General features: G+C 73.1%; 17 protein-coding genes. 9 read left to right on the forward strand and 8 right to left on the reverse strand.

Features of this window, described 5'->3' with window-relative positions:
• Window positions 1–40: 40 nt before the first annotated feature.
• The gene (locus AC5677_RS05485; RefSeq protein WP_497193865.1) at window positions 41–685 is read right to left on the reverse strand and encodes a cysteine hydrolase family protein; all 645 of its coding nucleotides are present in this window, start codon (window positions 683–685) and stop codon (window positions 41–43) included.
• A gap of 196 nt (window positions 686–881) precedes the next feature.
• Here AC5677_RS05485 and AC5677_RS05490 point away from each other — a divergent pair, with 196 nt between their 5' ends.
• The 3 genes from AC5677_RS05490 to AC5677_RS05500 all read left to right on the forward strand — a co-directional run bounded on the left by AC5677_RS05490 (window position 882) and on the right by AC5677_RS05500 (window position 4457).
• The gene (locus tag AC5677_RS05490) at window positions 882–1346 is read left to right on the forward strand and encodes a pyridoxamine 5'-phosphate oxidase family protein (RefSeq protein WP_497193866.1); all 465 of its coding nucleotides are present in this window, start codon (window positions 882–884) and stop codon (window positions 1344–1346) included.
• A 269-nt stretch (window positions 1347–1615) separates the two neighbouring features.
• Entirely contained in the window at window positions 1616–3076 is a 1461-nt protein-coding gene (locus AC5677_RS05495) for an acyl-CoA synthetase (protein WP_497193867.1), read from the forward strand.
• On the forward strand, window positions 3069–4457 hold the full coding sequence (locus AC5677_RS05500; protein WP_497193868.1) for a carboxyl transferase domain-containing protein: 1389 nt from the start codon (window positions 3069–3071) through the stop codon (window positions 4455–4457). The genes AC5677_RS05495 and AC5677_RS05500 overlap by 8 nt, the downstream gene beginning before the upstream one ends.
• Before the next feature lie 27 nt (window positions 4458–4484).
• Here AC5677_RS05500 and AC5677_RS05505 read toward each other — a convergent pair whose 3' ends face one another.
• Window positions 4485–5393 carry a LysR family transcriptional regulator gene (locus tag AC5677_RS05505; protein WP_497193869.1) on the reverse strand — a complete coding sequence of 303 codons (909 nt, stop codon included), beginning with the start codon at window positions 5391–5393 and terminating at the stop codon, window positions 4485–4487.
• Between the two features lie 74 nt (window positions 5394–5467).
• Between AC5677_RS05505 and AC5677_RS05510 the strand changes: the two genes are divergently transcribed.
• Window positions 5468–6460: a DMT family transporter gene (locus tag AC5677_RS05510; RefSeq protein ID WP_497193870.1), complete on the forward strand. Its 993-nt coding sequence runs from the start codon at window positions 5468–5470 to the stop codon at window positions 6458–6460.
• 751 nt (window positions 6461–7211) lie between these two features.
• Here the strand turns inward: AC5677_RS05510 and AC5677_RS05515 are convergent.
• A complete protein-coding gene (locus tag AC5677_RS05515) occupies window positions 7212–8543 on the reverse strand; it encodes an aminotransferase class I/II-fold pyridoxal phosphate-dependent enzyme (protein WP_497193871.1) in 1332 nt (443 codons plus the stop codon).
• A gap of 35 nt (window positions 8544–8578) precedes the next feature.
• On the opposite strand from AC5677_RS05515, the gene AC5677_RS05520 reads away from it, so the two are divergent.
• On the forward strand, window positions 8579–9259 hold the full coding sequence (locus tag AC5677_RS05520) for a pyridoxamine 5'-phosphate oxidase family protein (RefSeq protein WP_497193872.1): 681 nt from the start codon (window positions 8579–8581) through the stop codon (window positions 9257–9259).
• A 29-nt stretch (window positions 9260–9288) separates the two neighbouring features.
• Window positions 9289–9939, forward strand: coding sequence for an FMN-binding negative transcriptional regulator (locus AC5677_RS05525; RefSeq protein ID WP_497193873.1), 651 nt, complete (start codon window positions 9289–9291; stop codon window positions 9937–9939).
• A 49-nt stretch (window positions 9940–9988) separates the two neighbouring features.
• Here AC5677_RS05525 and AC5677_RS05530 read toward each other — a convergent pair whose 3' ends face one another.
• From AC5677_RS05530 to AC5677_RS05540, 3 genes are all read right to left on the reverse strand, one after another.
• Window positions 9989–10966 carry a DMT family transporter gene (locus AC5677_RS05530; RefSeq protein WP_497193874.1) on the reverse strand — a complete coding sequence of 326 codons (978 nt, stop codon included), beginning with the start codon at window positions 10964–10966 and terminating at the stop codon, window positions 9989–9991.
• 178 nt (window positions 10967–11144) lie between these two features.
• The gene (locus tag AC5677_RS05535; RefSeq protein ID WP_497193875.1) at window positions 11145–12224 is read right to left on the reverse strand and encodes an EamA family transporter; all 1080 of its coding nucleotides are present in this window, start codon (window positions 12222–12224) and stop codon (window positions 11145–11147) included.
• 59 nt (window positions 12225–12283) lie between these two features.
• Window positions 12284–12814: a peptidase gene (locus AC5677_RS05540; RefSeq protein ID WP_497193876.1), complete on the reverse strand. Its 531-nt coding sequence runs from the start codon at window positions 12812–12814 to the stop codon at window positions 12284–12286.
• 291 nt (window positions 12815–13105) lie between these two features.
• Between AC5677_RS05540 and AC5677_RS05545 the strand changes: the two genes are divergently transcribed.
• A complete protein-coding gene (locus tag AC5677_RS05545; protein ID WP_497193877.1) occupies window positions 13106–13630 on the forward strand; it encodes an HAD domain-containing protein in 525 nt (174 codons plus the stop codon).
• Between the two features lie 82 nt (window positions 13631–13712).
• Window positions 13713–14141 (forward strand): type II toxin-antitoxin system Rv0910 family toxin, encoded by a 429-nt coding sequence (locus tag AC5677_RS05550; protein WP_497193878.1) that lies wholly within the window; start codon window positions 13713–13715, stop codon window positions 14139–14141.
• A 52-nt stretch (window positions 14142–14193) separates the two neighbouring features.
• On the opposite strand, the gene AC5677_RS05555 is transcribed toward AC5677_RS05550, so the two are convergent.
• Window positions 14194–14838 (reverse strand): PadR family transcriptional regulator, encoded by a 645-nt coding sequence (locus AC5677_RS05555; RefSeq protein ID WP_403507850.1) that lies wholly within the window; start codon window positions 14836–14838, stop codon window positions 14194–14196.
• Between the two features lie 407 nt (window positions 14839–15245).
• On the opposite strand from AC5677_RS05555, the gene AC5677_RS05560 reads away from it, so the two are divergent.
• Window positions 15246–15674, forward strand: coding sequence for a VOC family protein (locus AC5677_RS05560; protein WP_497193879.1), 429 nt, complete (start codon window positions 15246–15248; stop codon window positions 15672–15674).
• Window positions 15675–15766: 92 nt separating this feature from the next.
• On the opposite strand, the gene AC5677_RS05565 is transcribed toward AC5677_RS05560, so the two are convergent.
• Complete coding sequence (locus AC5677_RS05565; RefSeq protein WP_497193880.1) at window positions 15767–16138, reverse strand: nuclear transport factor 2 family protein; 372 nt, start codon at window positions 16136–16138, stop codon at window positions 15767–15769.
• Between the last annotated feature and the right edge of the window lie 218 nt (window positions 16139–16356).

The raw sequence follows: 16356 nt of genomic DNA on the forward strand, positions 1-16356 counted from the left end.
GCCGGCCGCCTTCCCCCCCCCCGCCCCGCCGCGCCCGGGTTCAACGGGCGCGGCGGGGCCTTTTCCAGCAGGTCAGGACGGAGTCGGTGGTGGCGATGGTGGCCACCAGGGCGAGCGTGTGGCGGACCATCGCGGGGGTGTATTCGGCGGGCACCCCGGCGATGGCGTCCGACGGGACGACGGCCGTGTAGCCGAGGTTGACCGCGTCGAACACGGCGTTGGGGATCGCCACATTCGCCGAGACCCCGGTGACCACCAGCGTCCGGCACCCGAAGTTGCGCAGCAGGGCGTCCACGTCGGTACCGGCGATCGGGGAGAGTCCGTGCAGCCTGCGCACCACCAGGTCATCGTCGGAGACCGGGATCGGGTCGGCGACGCGTACCGCGGTGGACCCGACGGTCTGCCGGACGGGCAACCGCTCGGCCGCCTTGAACAGGCGGGCATTGTGGCTGGCGCCGCGCCCGTCGGGACGGCGTTCGGCGATCGCGTGCAGCACCTGGACGCCCGCCTCGTGGGCGGCCGCCACCAGGCGGGCGACGTTCGCCAGCGCGCCCGATGTGCGGGCCGCATCGGCGAGTTCGGGCAGCGCGCTGTCCGTACCGACCACTCCGCGCTGGCACTCGACGGTGAGCAGCACCGTGGTGGCCGGGTCCAGTTGCTCGATGAGTCGCGCGTCCGACGGCATGGGCGATCCCCTCCTGTACGAGGCGCGCGAGGCTAGCCGCCATTGCGTCCGTTAGGAAGAGCCCGCATGATTCCCCCGTGCATTCTGACGATCAGTCAGATGTGTGGGGCCACGGCTCGGCACGGCCCCGTGGGGTGCGGCCCAGCCGGGTACGACCGGTCGGGGACGCGACGGACGGCAGCGGAGGCGATGAGCGATGACGGACACCCAGCGGCGCGGACGCCGGATCATGATGACGCGGGACGAGCTGGACGCGTTCCTGGCGGCGCAACGGACCTGCCGGGTCGCGACGGTCGGCGGGGACGGCGCGCCGCACGTCGGGGCGCTGTGGTTCGTCTGGGACGGCGCGGCGCTGTGGCTGTACTCCATCACCCGCAGCAAGCGGTGGGCGCAGCTGCGCAAGGACCCGCGGATCGCGGTGGTCGTCGACGACGGGCACGAGTACGGGGAGCTGCGCGGCGTCGAGCTGGCGGGCGAGGCGGTGTTCATCGGCGAGGCGCCCCGCACGGGCGAGCCCTGCCCCGAACTGGAGGGCCCGGAGCGGCTGTTCGCGGCGAAGTACTTCGCCATGGACGCGATGCCGCACGACGGGCGGCATGCGTGGCTGCGACTGACGCCCGATTCCGTCGCCTCGTGGGACTTCCGCAAGATCCCGGGGTGAGCCGAGGGGGCGGATGCGGGGTCCCGCCCCGTCGCGGCCCCGTCATGCAGCCGTCGTGACCCGTCACGGAGCCGGTCCGGGCGCGGTCCGGTCGGACGGGGCTCCCGTCGTCCCGGGTCCGAGATCACATCCTCGGTCGCGCCGTCAGGGATCGCATTGTCAGTGGTCTCTGCGAGAGTGGAGTGGTCAGCCCGTTCTCCATCGTCACAGGTGCGGGAGCGGGGTGGTTCGGCCGCCACGGGCCGGGCGCCGACGACGAAGGAGATCCGGTGGACGTCCTCTTCCCCGCGTTGCACGACGCTTCGCCCGCCCCCGCGCTGCGCTTCGGCGACCGCGCGCTCAGCTACCGCCAACTGGCCGCGGTGGCGGTGCCGCTCGCCGGGCGGATCGGCGGCGAGACCCGCGTGGCGATCTGGGCGACGCCGACGCTGGAGACCGCGGTCGCCACGGTCGCCGCGCTGCTCGCCGGGGTGGCGGCGGTGCCGGTGAATCCCAAGATCGGCGAGAGCGAGCTGGCGCACATCGTGGCGGACAGCGCGCCCTCGCTCGTCCTGGCCGCATCGGACGACGACCTGCCGGCCGCGCTCGCCGCGCTCCCCCGTATGGACGTGACAGCGGCCGAGCCCGAGGAGGGCACGGAGCCGGTCCCGCTCCCGTACGAACCGGTCGACGAGGCACCGGCCCTGATCGTCTACACCTCCGGCACGACGGGCCCGCCCAAGGGCGTCGTCCTCCCCCGGCGCGCCATCGCCCACACCCTCGATGCGCTGGAGGACGCCTGGCAGTGGACCGCCGACGACGTCCTCGTCCATGCCCTGCCGCTGTTCCACGTCCATGGGCTGATCCTCGGCATCCTGGGTCCGCTGCGCCGCGGGGGCAGCGTCCATCACCTGGGGCGCTTCGGTACGGAAGCGGTCTCGCGGGAGCTGTCCGCGGGCGGCACGATGCTTTTCGGCGTCCCGACGATGTACCACCGCCTCGCCGCCGAGGCCGGGCGCGACCCCGCGCTCGCCAAGGCGCTCTCCGGGGCGCGGCTCCTGGTCTCCGGTTCCGCCGCGCTGCCGCTGACCGATCACGAACGGATCGCGGCGGCCTCCGGGCGGCGGGTGATCGAGCGTTACGGCATGACGGAGACGCTCATGAACACCAGCGTGCGGGCGGACGGCCCGGATGCGGCCGGGACGGTCGGCGTGCCGCTGCCGGGGGTGTACGTCCGGCTGGTGGACGACGCGGGGCAGGCCATCGAGGCGAGCGACGGCGAGACGGTGGGCGAGATGCAGGTCCGCGGCCCGAATCTGTTCGTCGAGTACCTCAACCGCCCCGATGCCACGGCCGCGGCGTTCGACGGCGGCTGGTTCCGTACGGGCGATATGGCGGTCCGTGACGCATCGGGGAATTACCGCATCGTCGGCCGCAAGGCCACCGACCTGATCAAGAGCGGCGGCTACAAGATCGGCGCCGGCGAGATCGAGAACGCCCTCCTGGCGCACCCCGGGGTCGCGGAGGCGGCCGTCACCGGCGAGCCGGACGAGGATCTCGGCGAGCGGATCGTCGCCTGGATCGTGGCCGAGACCGGCCCGGACGCCGGGCCGCCGCCTTCCGGGCAGGAGCTCGCCGACCATGTCGCCCACCAGCTGGCGCCGCACAAGCGGCCCCGCGTGGTGCACTTCCTGGACGCACTGCCACGGAACGACATGGGCAAGATCCTGAAACGAGAGCTCCATGCCTAGGTCCGACGCCGGGGCCCCGATGCCGAGCATGCGACTGACGGCCCGTCAGGCCATGGCGGCGGTATCGGACTCCTACGTCGAGCTGATCGCACCCGAGGGCGCGGCGTCCGGCCGTCCGGACGGCCCGCTGGGCTGGCGCGGCTACGACGCCACCCGGAGCCGGGCCCGCGCCCGGACCGGCGAGGACGAGTCGGTGGTCGCCGCCCTCGCCACCATAGGCGGCACCGAAGTCGTGCTGCTGTCCTTCGAGTTCGGGTATCTGGGCGGCTCGCTGGGCGAGCGTACCGGCGACCGCCTGGAGGCCGCGTACACCGAGGCCCGCGAGCGCCGCCTGCCGTTGGTGTCGCTGATCGCCACGGGCGGCAGCCGGATGCAGGAGGGGATGCGGGCGCTGGCCCAGCTCCAGCGGGTGGCCGGACAGTCGGCGCTCCACCGGGCCCTGGGGCTGCCGGAGATCGCCGTGCTGCGGGATCCGACGACCGGCGGCGGCTGGGCGACGCTCGGCGCGGGCGCCGATGTCATCCTCGCGCTGCCCGGCGCGCAGATCGGCTTCGCGGGCTCCCGGGTGCGCCCGGCGGACGCCGACCCGCACGCCTACTCCGCCGAGGGCCAGCTGGCGGCCGGCCAGATCGACGCCGTCGTGCCGCCGGACCGGCTGCGGGCTGCGCTGCAGCGGTGGCTTCATCTGCTGGGCGCAGGGCGGCGGTCGGCGGCCGGGAGCGGCCCCGGCCGGGTACCACCGCCGTCCGCGCTCGGCCGGCGCGAGCTGCCGGAGACGGGCCGGAGCGCGGTGGCCCGCGCCCGCGACGCCCGGCGCCCGCGCGCCGAGGCCTATCTGCGGGCGTACTTCGACGACCGGGAGGAGATCAGCGGCGACCGCTGTGGCGGCGTCGACAGCGGCATACGCTGCGGATTCGGCCGTCGTGACGGCCGGACGATCGCATTCGCCGCGCAGTGCGGTACGGCCACCCGCCCGGCCGGATTCCGTACGGCGGCCCGGCTGATCCGGCTCGCGGACCGGCTCGGCATCCCGGTGCTCACCCTGGTGGACACCCCGGGCGCCGCGAACGACGCGGCGGCCGAGCGGGCCGGCGCCGGCGCGGCCATCGCCGACGCCTTCGCTGCGCTGGCCTCGGCACAGGTGCCGGTCACCTCGCTGCTCATCGGCGAGGGCGGCTCGGGAGGCGCGCTGGCCCTCGCCGCACCGGGCCATCTCTGGGCGACCCCGGACAGCTATTTCTCGGTGATCGCCCCGGAACTGGCCGCCGCCATCCTCAAACGCGACCCCGAGGAGGTGCCGCACACCGCCGACCAACTCCACATCCGCCCACAGGACTTGCTCGATCTGGGCGTCATCCGCGGCATCGTCCCGCCGGCCTGACCGGAGCCCCGTCCCGCTCCCGGCCCCTCAGCAGCCCGATACGGCCTTCCCCGCCACCTGGAGCGCCGCGACGGCCGCACGGATCGAGGGCCTGCGGTCGGCGTCCGCGCGCCAGATGGCGTAGACATGGCGGCGCATCGTATGCCGTACGGGCACCACGCTCACCCCCTCCGGCACCGGCCCGCGGCCGAGGCGCGGGGCGACCGCGACGCCCAGCCCGGCCGCGATCAGGGCGAGTTGGGTGTGGTGCTCCTCGGCCAGATGCGCGATGCGGGGCTCCACGCCGTTGCTGCGCAGGGTGAACATCAGCCAGTCGTGGCAGAACTCCGCCTGCGGCCAGGAGATCCACTCGTCATCGGCGAATTCCTCCAGGTCGACGGAGTGCCGTTGCGCCAGCCGGTGGTCCGACGGCATCGCCACATCCGCCGGATCGTCGAGCAGCGGGGCCTTCGCCAGCCCCTCGGGCAGCGGCAGCGGCCGGTTGTACCAGTCCAGGACGACCGCCAGATCGAGGTCGCCGCGCACCACGCCACGCACCGCAGGGTCCGGCTCCATCTCCCGTAGCCGCGCGCGGAGTTGGGGGTACTCGGCACGCAGGGCGGTCAGCGCGGCCGGGAACAGCCCGCGGGCCGCGGTGGGGAAGGCGGCGAGCCGGAGTTCGCCCACGGCCTGGCCGCGGTGCGCCTCCAGCTCGGCCTGTGCCAGCTCGACCTGCGAGAGGATGCGCCCCGCATGCTCGGCCAGCAGCCGTCCCGCGTCCGTCAGGCGCACCCCACGGCCGTTCTTCGCCAGCAGCTGCTGCCCGGTCTCGCGTTCGAGTTTGGCGATCTGCTGCGAGACCGCCGAGGTGGTGACGTGCAGCCCCTCGGCGGCCGCACTCACCGAACCATGGCGAGCGATCGCGCTCAGGGTCCGTAGACGATCCAGGTTCAACACATAAGCAATGCTACGCGATACCCAGCACAAATTCTCGCTTGTGCTACGAAGTAGGGGTCGGCATCGTAGACGGCATGAGCACCACCACCGGCCCCGACACCGCCGCCACCAGCACCACACCGCCGTCCCCCACGGTCCTCGACGCTCCGGTCCCCGGTGACACTGCGGATCACCCCGCCCGCCGCCGGGCCCTGGGCTGGCCGGTCCGCTTCGCCGTTCTCTGCCTGGTCTGGGGCTTCAGCTTTCTGTTCATCAAGGTGGGCACCCAGGGCTTCACGCCGGTGCAGTTCACGCTGGGCCGCCTGGCCTGCGGTGCGCTCGTGCTGCTGGTGATCCTCGCGATCAGGCGCGAGCGGCTGCCGCGCTCCCCCCGGATCTGGGGCCATCTGGCGGTCTCCGCGTTCATCCTCAACGTCCTCCCCTTCACCCTCTTCGCCTACGCCGAGACGACCATCCCCTCCACCCTGGCCGGCATCTGCAACGCCACCTCCCCGCTGTGGGGCATGGTGCTCTCCCTCGTCGCGCTCTCCGAGGACCGCCCCACCCGGCGCCGCGTCGCGGGGCTGGGCCTCGGCTTCCTGGGCGTGCTCACCGTGCTCGGCGCCTGGCAGGGCTTCGCCGGTACGGACCTGGCGGGCACCGCGATGGCCCTGGGAGCCTCGCTCTGCTACGCCATCGGCTGGATCTACGTCCGCCGCACGCTGGCCGGCGCCGACCACTCCCCCGTCGCCATGACCGGCACCCAGCTTCTGCTGGCCACCCTTGAACTGGCCGTCGTGGCACCGCTGTTCACCTCCCTTCCCACGTCGTTCCCGCTCGCACCGCTGCTCTGCGTCTTCGCGCTCGGCGCACTGGGCACCGGCTTCGCCTTCGTCCTCCAATACCGCCTGGTCGCGGAGATCGGCCCCACCACGGCCCAGATGTGCACGTACTTCATCCCCGTGATCGCCACCGCCGCGGGCGTGGCCCTCCTGAACGAGCGGCTGAGCTGGAACACCCCCGTCGGCGCCCTGATCGTCCTCGCCGGCGCCGCCCTCACCCAGAGCAAGCCCCGACGCAAGTCCTAGCCCCCGGCCCGGCCCCCGGCCCACCGACGCCACTTCCCCACAGAGCCCCCGAGCCCCAACTCGGGGGCTCTCCCCTGCCCGTCGCCACCCGGGGCCCGCGCAGCAGAAGAGCCGCCCCGCCACGTCGTACCGAACATCCGCCGGCGTCTGACGGGCGACTCCGGCGGCGCGCCCCGGCGAGGTAGACGGCACCGTCAGGCCGTACCCGCCGTCCGGGAATTCCTTGACGTCACTCCGGTCCGCACCGCAGTACCCAGCGGGCCCGGCGAACGCCTCCCCCCTCGCCGAGCGCCGAAGCGGGACACCCCTTCCGACCGGCCGAGCGCGGGCCGGGCACACCCGTGACGAACCGTCCTTCGAAGTGGCTCCCACCACGCGGCGCACGGGCAGCCGCGGCGCCCGACGCGCTGGCACGCACCCCGCCGAACGTGGCCGCTCCCAGCCGCTCCGCCCCGCCCTCGGAGGAGCTCGGAGCAGTACGGGCCCGCTGGTTGGGCACCCGGGGGCCGCCCCTGTACGCCCGCCCCGGGACCGGTCGGACGGAAGACGGCGGGCGCGCTCGCTCCCGGCGCCCGGGGAGCGGGGCGACCGCCACGCCGCCATCGCCGCGGCCCCTCACCCGGCCGGTATCGTCCGGCCCGCGTACCACCCCCAGACCCGGCACCTGGCCTTCTCGCCCACACGCAGCGGGCGACACCCCACGGGGGTCCCGCCCCCGCCCCGCCCCGCACGCTTCTCGGCCCACCGGGCCTCACTCATACCGCCGCGCCTCCCCCACTCCCGTGGCCGCCGCGACGGCGTCCGCCACCGGCGCTATGTCGTCGTCGGTCAGGCCGGACACGGTGATCCGGATGCCGGGCGGGGACTGCATCCGAAAGCGCGCGCCCGGCGCCACCGCCCAGCCGGAGTGCAGGAGCCGGGCGACGGCGCCCGTTTCGTCGGGGACCGGCACCCAGACATTCATCCCGCTGCGTCCCCGCGCCCGGACTCCGCGCTCGGCCAGGGAGCGCAGCAGAGCGTCCCGCCGGCGGTCGTATGCCGCGGCGACCCGCCGGGGATCGATGGCGGACGTACGCCAGAGATGCGCGACCGCGTCCTGGAGCAGATGGCTGACCCAGCCCGGCCCCAGGCGCTGTCTGCCGCGCACCCGGTCCAGGGTCACCGCGTCACCGGTGAGCACGGCGAGGCGCAGGTCCGGACCGTAGGCCTTGGCCGTGGAGCGGACCAGCACCCAGTGGTCGGTGACGGCGGACAGCGGATGGAGCGGGACGTCGACGATGCCGTGGCCGTGGTCGTCCTCGATGAGGAGAGCGCCGGGATGGTCGGCCAGCAGGGCGCGGAGCTCGGTGGCGCGGGTACGGCCGACCGCCGCTCCGGTGGGGTTCTGCGCCCGGTCGGTGATGACGACGGCACGGGCGCCCTCCTGGAGCACCTGCGCCAAGCGCTCGGGCACCGGGCCTTCGTCGTCCACCGCGACCGGGGCGGGGCGCAACCCGAGCGCCGGGATCAGATCCAGCAGGCTGCCCCACCCCGGATCCTCGACCGCCACCGTGTCGCCCGGTCGCAGATGGACGGCGAGCACCCTTTCGATGGCATCCAGCGAGCCGCTGGTGACGGCGATCGGGGCTTCGGGCACGCCGTCCCGGATGAAGGCCGCACGGGCCAGCGCCTCGAGATCGCTGTCGACGGCGGGCGCGCCGTAGAGCGTGGGCCGCCGGGAGCTGCGCGCCGCCGCCTCGGCCAGCGCGCCTTCCAGGGAGGGCAGCAGCGCCGGATCGGGATTGCCGTCCGAGACCTCCCGTACTCCCGGCGGCGCCTCCACCCGCAGCGCCTCCCGGGAGGTGCTCGCGGGTCTGGGGCGCACCCGGCTGCCCCTGCGGCCCGCGGTTTCGATCACCCCACGGTCCCGCAGCGTCCGATACGCGGACGCGACCGTATTGGGATTGACCTCGAGATAGACCGCCAACTCCCTTAGCGGCGGCAGGACTTCGCCTGGTTGGAGCTCACCGGCACCGACGGCTCGCTCGACGCTGGCGGCAATCTCCGATGCGCGCCGCCCTTCGATCCGATACTCTCCTAGCACAAACTCGATTATGCACTAGTGCAATGGAGAAGGCAATGGCACACGAGGAACTGGCACGGGACACGTCGTACGCGCCGACCGAGCGCACGGTCCCCACCCGCGCCCGCGAGCGCGCCGCCTACGACCACGAGACGGTGCACGCCATCCTCGATGCGGGATACCTCTGCCACCTCGGCTTTGTGCGCGACGGCGCCCCGGTCGTGCTGCCCACCCTCTACGGCCGCGTCGGCGACCGCCTCTACCTGCACGGTTCGACGGGCTCCCGCCCGCTGCGGGCGGCCGGCGAGACGACCGACCCCGGCCTGCCGGTCTGCGTCACGGTCACCCACGTCGACGGCCTCGTGCTGGCCAGGTCCGCATTCCACCACTCCATCAACTACCGCAGCGTCGTGGTCCACGGCACCGCCCATCAGGTCGTCGACCCCCAGGAGAAGACGGCCGCGCTGGACGCGCTCGTCGACCATGTGCTCCCGGGCCGCGCGGCCGACTCCCGGCCGGGCAACGCCAAGGAACTGGCCGCCACGGCTGTGATCCGCCTCGACCTGCGCGAGGTCTCGGCCAAGATCCGCACCGGCGGCCCCAACGACGAGCCGGAGGATCTGGAGCTGCCGTACTGGAGCGGCGTCCTGCCCGTGGCCCCGGTGTACGGCGCCCCCATACCGTCCGACGATCTCGCGCCCGGCACGCCCCAGCCCTCGTATCTCACCGCCCGCTGAGCAGTCACGATGCCGACCGAGGAGTCACGATGCTGATTCATCCCTGGGACGCCCCCACCGATGACGCCGAGTGGCAGGACTGGCTCACCACGCACGACTTCGGGCAGCTGGCCGTCAACGGGGCGGCCGGCGCACCGCCGATGGTCCAGCCGACGCACTTCGCCTACGACCCGGCCCGCCGCGAGGTGATCACCCACCTCGCCCGCCCCAACCCCATCTGGCACGCGCTGGAGGGGCGGCCGACGGTCCTGCTGAGCGTGGTGGACGACTACGTCTTCATCCCCGGCCCCTGGCAGGCGGCGGAGGACGAGCCGGCCGAGCACGGCGTCCCGACCAGCTTCTACGCCGCGGTGCAGCTGACCTGCACCGCCCATGTCGTGGACGACCCGGAGGCCAAGGCCGCGCTGTTGCAGCGCCAGATGGGCCACTTCCAGCCGGAGGGCGGCTCGGCTCCGGTCGCCGCCGGCCGGATGCCGTACGGCCGGCAGCTCTCCGGCCTTCGTGGGCTACGGCTCGAAGTGCGCGAGGTACGGGCCAAGTTCAAGTACGCGGGCAAGCGGAGCGAGGCCGTCCAGCGGCGCATCGCCGAGCGCCTCGCCGAGCGGAACGGCCCCGGCGACGCGGCGGCCCGCGGCCACCAGGAGCGCCGCCGGGCCGCCCGGTCCGCTACGGCCCGCTGAGCCGTCGCCGTGCCCGGCCGTCGCCCACCGCCGGCCGGGCACGCCCGGGTCAGCCCGCCACCGGCAGAACGGCCGCTTCCACACCCGCCGAGGCCCGCCGCGCCTCGGCCACCGCCAGCGCGGCCACTGCCGTCAACAGCACCCCGGTGCCGACCGCCGTGGTCATCGTCAGCCGCTCCCCGAGGAAGAGCACGGCGATGGCCGCCGCCGACACGGGTTCGAGCAGCAGGATCACCGAGGCGGTCGCGGCCCGAACGACGGCCAGCGCCGCGAAATACAGCACGTACGCCAGCGCCGTCGGCACCGCGGCGACATAGCCCAGCAGAAGGAGGCTGCGGCCCAGCCCCTGCGCCTGGGGCCACAGCCCCTCCGCCGCCGCGAGCGGCAGCAGACAGAGCGCACCGACCGCGAAGGTGCTGACCGCCGACGCGTACGTGTCGCCGCCCCCGCCCTTGCCCAGCCGCCGCGCGATCAGCGTCATCGCGGCACAGCCGGCCGCCGACAGCAGGGCATACCCGATACCGGCGGGCCGCACCGTCGCCCCGCCCCCGCCGAGGACCAGGACCAGCAGCCCGGTCACCGCCCCGGCGACCGCCAGGACGCCTCCCGACCCGAGCCGTTCGCCCATCATCACGCGCGCACCGACGGCTATCAGGACGGGCGCCGCCCCCATCGTGACCACGGTGCCCACGGCCAGACCGGTGTCCTCGACGGCGGCGAAGTAGGCGGTCTGGAAGACGGCGAATCCGATGCCGGTGGCGGCGATCCGCGCCGTCCGGCGACGCACCGGCTCGTACGGGGCGGCGCCGGCAGCCGTGGCCTGTCGGCGGCGCAGCACCGCCCGCACGGCGAGCAGCAGCACCAGGCCGCCGAAGGTGCGCCAGAAACTGATGGCCAGCGGGCCGAGTCCGCTGCCCCGGTAGAGGAGGGCGGCGGTGGCACCGGCCGTGCCCCAGACGATGCCGGTGAAGGTGACGTACAGCAGCCCCCGGCCCACGGGCAGGGCGGAGGAAGGCGTGGCATGCATGAGAGAGGTGCTCCGGGAAATCCAGGACGGCGCGCTGCGCCGCGGAATGGTCGCGTGGTCCCGTGTGCAGGCAGCGACGATCGGCCCGGGAACGCTCCCGGGCCAGGGTTTCCTCGGAGGCCGCCGCCCGCCTTACGCGGCGGGAGGGGGCAGCACAGTCAAACGCATGATCGATACCCTACGGGGCGCACGAACCGGCGGGCAAGCCGTCCCCGGCGGGCGCCGGAGCGGAGGCGGCCGGGGCCGGCTCCTTCGGCTTGGCCGACTGCGCGATGAAGGCGCCGACCAGCACCACCGACCCGCCCGCGATCTGCGGCGCGGACAGATGCTCACCGAGCAGCACCCAGGCCAGTACGGTCGCGATCACCGCCTCCAGACAGGCCACCACCCCGGCGACCTGGGGCGAGAGCAGCCGGATGGAGACGACCCCGGTCAGGTAGGCGGCCACCGTGGCGATCAGCACGATCCAGCCGAGGAGCAGTACCGCGGGGACCTGCGTGCCGTTCATACCGGCGCTGCCGCCGAGCACCTGCCAGTCCATGTTCCAGGGGCGGGCGATCAGGGTGAGCACGACGGCGCCGATCAGCAGGCCGTAGGCGATCACACCGAGCGGGTCGGCCGTGTCGTCGCCGTCACCGCCGTGGTCGGACAGCACGAAATAGCCGACCTGGCAGCAGGCCGCGCCGAGCGCGAGGGCCAGGCCGATGGCGTCGAAGCTGAGCCCGGACCACACCTCGACGACGCAGGCCAGGCCGCCGACGGCCAGGACGACGCCGACCGCCGCGGCGCGGGTGACGGGCCGTTTCTGGACGAAGCGCACCCAGCCCAGGACGAGGGCGGGCGCGAGGTATTCGATGAGCAGCGCGACCCCGACGGGGATCCGGGATATCGCGGCGAAGTAGCAGGCCTGGACGCCGGCGACGGCGAGCAGCCCGAAGCCCACGAGCAGGGCGGGCCGACGGCGCGGCAGATCGCGGTGGCGCCAGGCGAGCGGCAGCATGACCAGCGCGGCGCCGGCCACCCGCAGCCAGGTGACGTGCAGCGGCTCGAGGCCGGCCTCGATCAGGGGCTTGGCGGCGACGCCGGATCCGCCGAACGCGAGGGCGGAGAGCAGCGCGATGCCGACGCCCGCGCCGCGCCCCCGGGGCGCGCTCCCGCCATGGGCCGATGATGATGCCTGGGGGGTCGCGGTGGACCCTGGTGCTGCTGGGCCGATACCGGTGGCTGGACCGGCGGGGCTCCCCGAAGACGCGTGCATCCGCTCATCATGACAGCCCCGTCAGCAGCACCACCCCCGAGACCCCTGTCTCCCCCGCGTCACTCCCGGCCGGAGCCGTCGCCGTCCAGACGGGCGGCGAGCAGGGCGGTGTTCACGGAGGCCCGCTGCAGGACCTCGACGGCCCGTGATTCGGGGTCGTCCACCAGGGCGGCGAGCAGGTCGAGGCAGCCGGCGCGGGTGGCGTAGCGGGCGTGCGCACGGTCGAGCGCGCCGTCCAGGGCCGCGGCCGCGGCGGGCGACCACCCGGGGACGCCGCCCTCGGTGACCGTGGGGACGGCGCCGGAGTCCTCGACGGTGCCGTGCCATTGGAGTCCGTAGCCGATGCTGCGCTGTACGAGGTAGCCGAGGAGCCGGGCGATCTGGGGCCCGCCGTCGAAGGCGTCGCGGACCGCGGGGTCCGACTCCAGGAGGCCGTGCAGCAGATGCGCGGTGTCCACCTGGCGGTCGCCGTCGCGGGTGGCCCTCCTGCGGGCGGCGGACACGACGGACGCCAGCTCCACGGTGAGCTGGGTGTCGAGGTCCACCCGGGCGGGGCCGTCGGCGCCGCTGTACGCAGTACGGTTTTGCACAAGTCCCACCCCACCAGCCGCCACGGCCCGGAGCATCCCCGGCGGGAAGCATTTACGCATCCCACCCTGGTTGGGGATGACCTCCTCGCATCTCATCCTTGCGGAGGAGATAGCCGGAAATCACGGAAGCCGGGCATTTGGGTTCCGAGCTCCCTCTTGTGGCCCGCGGCAGGCAACCGGAGACCGCCCCGCGCGCGTCTTTCCCCGACAGGCTCGGCGCCGCCCCCACCGGACAACGTCCGCCCGCCCGGTCCCGGTCCACCCCGAACTCCTCCGTGGCGAAGGATTCCGATGGCCACCCGACCGCTGCTCTTCCTCGACATCGACGGCGTACTGAACCCGGTGCTGCCGTCACCCGGCTTCACCGCGCACCATCTGCTCGACCACACGGTGCTGCTGTCCGCGGACCACGCCGACTGGCTGCGCGAACTGTCCGCGGAATACGAACTCGTCTGGGCCACCACCTGGGAGCATCACGCCAACACCCATATCGCTCCGCTGCTGGAGCTGCCCGAGCTGCCGGTCGTCGCTTTCACCGGCCGTCCCGCCCGGCCCGACGACCCGCAGTTCGAGGGCCCGGAAAGCCCGCCGGCCCGGAAGTGGGAGCCGATACTGCGCCATGCGGACGGGCGTCCGTTCGCCTGGGTCGACGATGTGATGCCGGAGAGCCTGGTGCGGCGGAGCCGCTGGCGGCCGGACCGGCTGCTGATCCCGGTGGATCCCGCGCGCGGACTGCGCCGCCATCATGTCGACCGGCTCCTCACGGCCCCGCCCCGGCCGCGGCTCTGCATGAATCTGACGGCACATCAGGAATGATGGCCGTCGGTATTGAACCTTCACCGCCTTGGGGCTACGTTCCGCGGCACCAGCCAGGGACAGTCACCGAAGGGGTGGTCGCATGGCCGAAGTCACCGCCGAGGCCCGCATCGAGGCACCGGCCGAACAGGTCTGGGACCGGCTGACCGACTTCGACTCGTACGGGGAGTGGAACGCCACCCACACCGCCTTCCCCAAGGGCGGCCCCACCACGCTCGAAGTGGGCGCGGGCTACGAGGAGAACATGAAGCTGATGGGCTTCCCGGCCGAGGTGACCTGGACCGTACGGGAACTGCAGCCGGGCCGCCTCCTCGACATCAAGGGGAAGGGCCCGATGGGCGTCAACCTGGGCATGCGCTACGAGCTGACGCCGGACGGCGGGGCGACGACGCTGCGGATCGACGGGGCGTTCACCGGGGCCGCGGTCTCCCTGATGGCGGGCAAGCTGAAGGACTCGGCGAGCGCGGCCCTGAACGAATCGCTGCGCAAGCTCGCGGGCCTGGTGGGCTGAGGCGGGGTACGCACCGCACCCGGCGCGCACCCCGCCCTCACCCCGCCCCGACTCAGTCCTCCTCGGCAAGGATCAGATACAGCTCCTTGCGCGCCTTGTTGACCACCGCCATGGCCTTCTCCCGCTGCTCGGCGCTGCCGGTGGCCCACACCTGACGGAAGGCCTCGACCAGGCCACCGCCCGCCTTGCGGATTTCGTTCATGGCCTCCCAGTCGACGCCGCGCCCGGCGTCCTCCCAGGGTGCGTCCGAGCCGCCCTCGGCCTCGGCGCGGCCGGCCTCCGTCAGCGAGAAGAGCTTCTTGCCGCCCTCACTGGCGTTGGTGATCAGCCCCTCGTCCTCCAGGAGTTGCAGGGTGGGGTAGACCGAACCGGGGCTGGGCTTCCAGGCCCCGCCGCTGCGCTCGGCGATCTCCTGAATCATTTCGTAGCCGTGCATCGGACGGTCCTTGAGCAGCGCCAGGATCGAGGCGCGCACATCGCCGCGCCGCGCCCGGCCGCGCGGCCCGCCGCGGCCCCGGCCCCCGCCGAAGGGCGGCCCTCCGAAAGGCGGCCCGAAGCCGCCGAACGCGGCCCGCCGCCGCTCGAAGCCGCCGGCGAATTCGGCCCAGCCGCCCGGCCGGCCGGGTCCGCAGCGCTCGTGACGGTGCTCGTGTCCGTGCTCGTGGTTGCTGTCGTGGTGATGTCCCTGGGAACGCATGACGACGCCCTCTCTGCCTTCTGTCGATTCCAGCAGTCACTCCTGCTGTTCTTGCCGATCTCGTTGATCTCGTTGATCTTGCGGCCGCCCTTGCTTGCGCAGCCGTTACTGAAACGCCATCGTTGATCGATCGCGATGCTTCAACGATATATCGGAACTGTTCGCCGAACAACCCCTTGAGTGAGGAGCCGGATGATCCGTCCCCATGAAGGTCGAGGCGATCTCGGGCAAGCTGCACGAGCTGCACAGGCTGCGCCGACGGGGCTTCGTCTCAGCGAAGATCGACGACCTACTGGTTCGCCCCCGTGAAGGTGGACCACTGCAGCGGTTCGCTGTCCCTTCGCGCGCTTGGCCCCTGCCGCAAATAATCCGGCCCGGTCAACAGCGCGCGCCACTATGGTGAGCCGATGGCATCGATCAAGCAGTTCCAAGTCACCTTCGACTGCGCAGATCCCGAGCGCGTCGCTCGCTTCTGGTGCGAGGTGTTGGGGTACGTCATACCGCCGCCGCCGGAGGGGTTTGCCACTTGGGACGATTTCGACCGCTCGCTGCCGCCTGAGCGTCAGGGTTCGGCGTTCGCCTGCATCGATCCCTCGGGGGTGGGCCCGCGACTGTTCTTCCAGCGCGTTCCCGAAGGCAAGGTCGTCAAGAACCGGGTGCATCTCGACGTGCGGGTCGGCACCGGGCTCGTGGGTGAAGAGCGCCTCGCCGCACTCGAGGCCGAGTGCGCACGACTGGTCGCGCTCGGCGCGGTACACGTGCAAACGCTGTACGACGGCAATGATTCATGCATCCCGATGCAGGACATCGAGGGCAACGAGTTCTGCGTCGACTGAAGGGCCGCGAACGTGTCCTCGTTCTGCCCCCCATGAGCCAAGACGAAGAACCGCCGCCGACCTCTGCCGTTGATCACGACCCGACCCGTCCTCTAGGACGGTTGACGGACTTCGGTGACGAAGGTGTAGAGCTCGACGATGACGCCGTCCTTGCAGTGGGCGATGTCCATTCCGGTCGCGACGGGCGCTTGGCCGGCCGGACCGTACCGGAAGCCGAGGTGGCCGAGGTCGTCGTTGACGGAGACGGGGCCGTCAGGCCGGAAGACCCAGTCCGGGGTCTGCGCACGGAGTTCCGTGGCGCGCTCGGCGAGGGCCTCGCGGCCACGGACAACGCGGTCGGGTTCGTGCCACACGACGTCCTCGGCGTACGTTCGGGCGATGGCCGCGCTGCGGCGCCCGGGGTCCGGCTCGTTGAAGACGTCGAGGAGGTTGCGGCGCATCAGGTCGGCGACGGTGCTGTTCATGAGCGGTCCTTCGGGTCGCGCCGGCCGGCATCGTGCAGGCGTTCCGGTGCGGGGCCGGGAAGTACCCCGCCGGCTCCGTTCGGGAGATCGCGTCGAGCAGCACGATAGCGACCTCGCCGGCCTCCGCCGGTGAAGCCGGCAGAAGGCCACGTCATCGATCCCGATGACGTGGCCACATCTCGCCGCGCCCCGCCGAGCGCCGCCGCGTACGCCAGGCC

Source organism: Streptomyces sp. JLSY215 (assembly GCF_059682825.1).

Excerpts from the sequence above, each read along its gene's own strand:
- AC5677_RS05560 (WP_497193879.1), top strand. The coding sequence starts at position 15,246 with ATGGCATCGATCAAGCAGTTCCAAGTCACCTTCGACTGCGCAGATCCC.
- AC5677_RS05520 (WP_497193872.1), top strand. The coding sequence starts at position 8,579 with ATGGCACACGAGGAACTGGCACGGGACACGTCGTACGCGCCGACCGAG.
- AC5677_RS05555 (WP_403507850.1), bottom strand. The coding sequence starts at position 14,838 with ATGCGTTCCCAGGGACATCACCACGACAGCAACCACGAGCACGGACAC.
- AC5677_RS05530 (WP_497193874.1), bottom strand. The coding sequence starts at position 10,966 with ATGCATGCCACGCCTTCCTCCGCCCTGCCCGTGGGCCGGGGGCTGCTG.
- AC5677_RS05510 (WP_497193870.1), top strand. The coding sequence starts at position 5,468 with ATGAGCACCACCACCGGCCCCGACACCGCCGCCACCAGCACCACACCG.
- AC5677_RS05550 (WP_497193878.1), top strand. The coding sequence starts at position 13,713 with ATGGCCGAAGTCACCGCCGAGGCCCGCATCGAGGCACCGGCCGAACAG.
- AC5677_RS05500 (WP_497193868.1), top strand. The coding sequence starts at position 3,069 with ATGCCTAGGTCCGACGCCGGGGCCCCGATGCCGAGCATGCGACTGACG.
- AC5677_RS05535 (WP_497193875.1), bottom strand. The coding sequence starts at position 12,224 with ATGCACGCGTCTTCGGGGAGCCCCGCCGGTCCAGCCACCGGTATCGGC.
- AC5677_RS05490 (WP_497193866.1), top strand. The coding sequence starts at position 882 with ATGACGGACACCCAGCGGCGCGGACGCCGGATCATGATGACGCGGGAC.
- AC5677_RS05485 (WP_497193865.1), bottom strand. The coding sequence starts at position 685 with ATGCCGTCGGACGCGCGACTCATCGAGCAACTGGACCCGGCCACCACG.
- AC5677_RS05545 (WP_497193877.1), top strand. The coding sequence starts at position 13,106 with ATGGCCACCCGACCGCTGCTCTTCCTCGACATCGACGGCGTACTGAAC.
- AC5677_RS05565 (WP_497193880.1), bottom strand. The coding sequence starts at position 16,138 with ATGAACAGCACCGTCGCCGACCTGATGCGCCGCAACCTCCTCGACGTC.
- AC5677_RS05525 (WP_497193873.1), top strand. The coding sequence starts at position 9,289 with ATGCTGATTCATCCCTGGGACGCCCCCACCGATGACGCCGAGTGGCAG.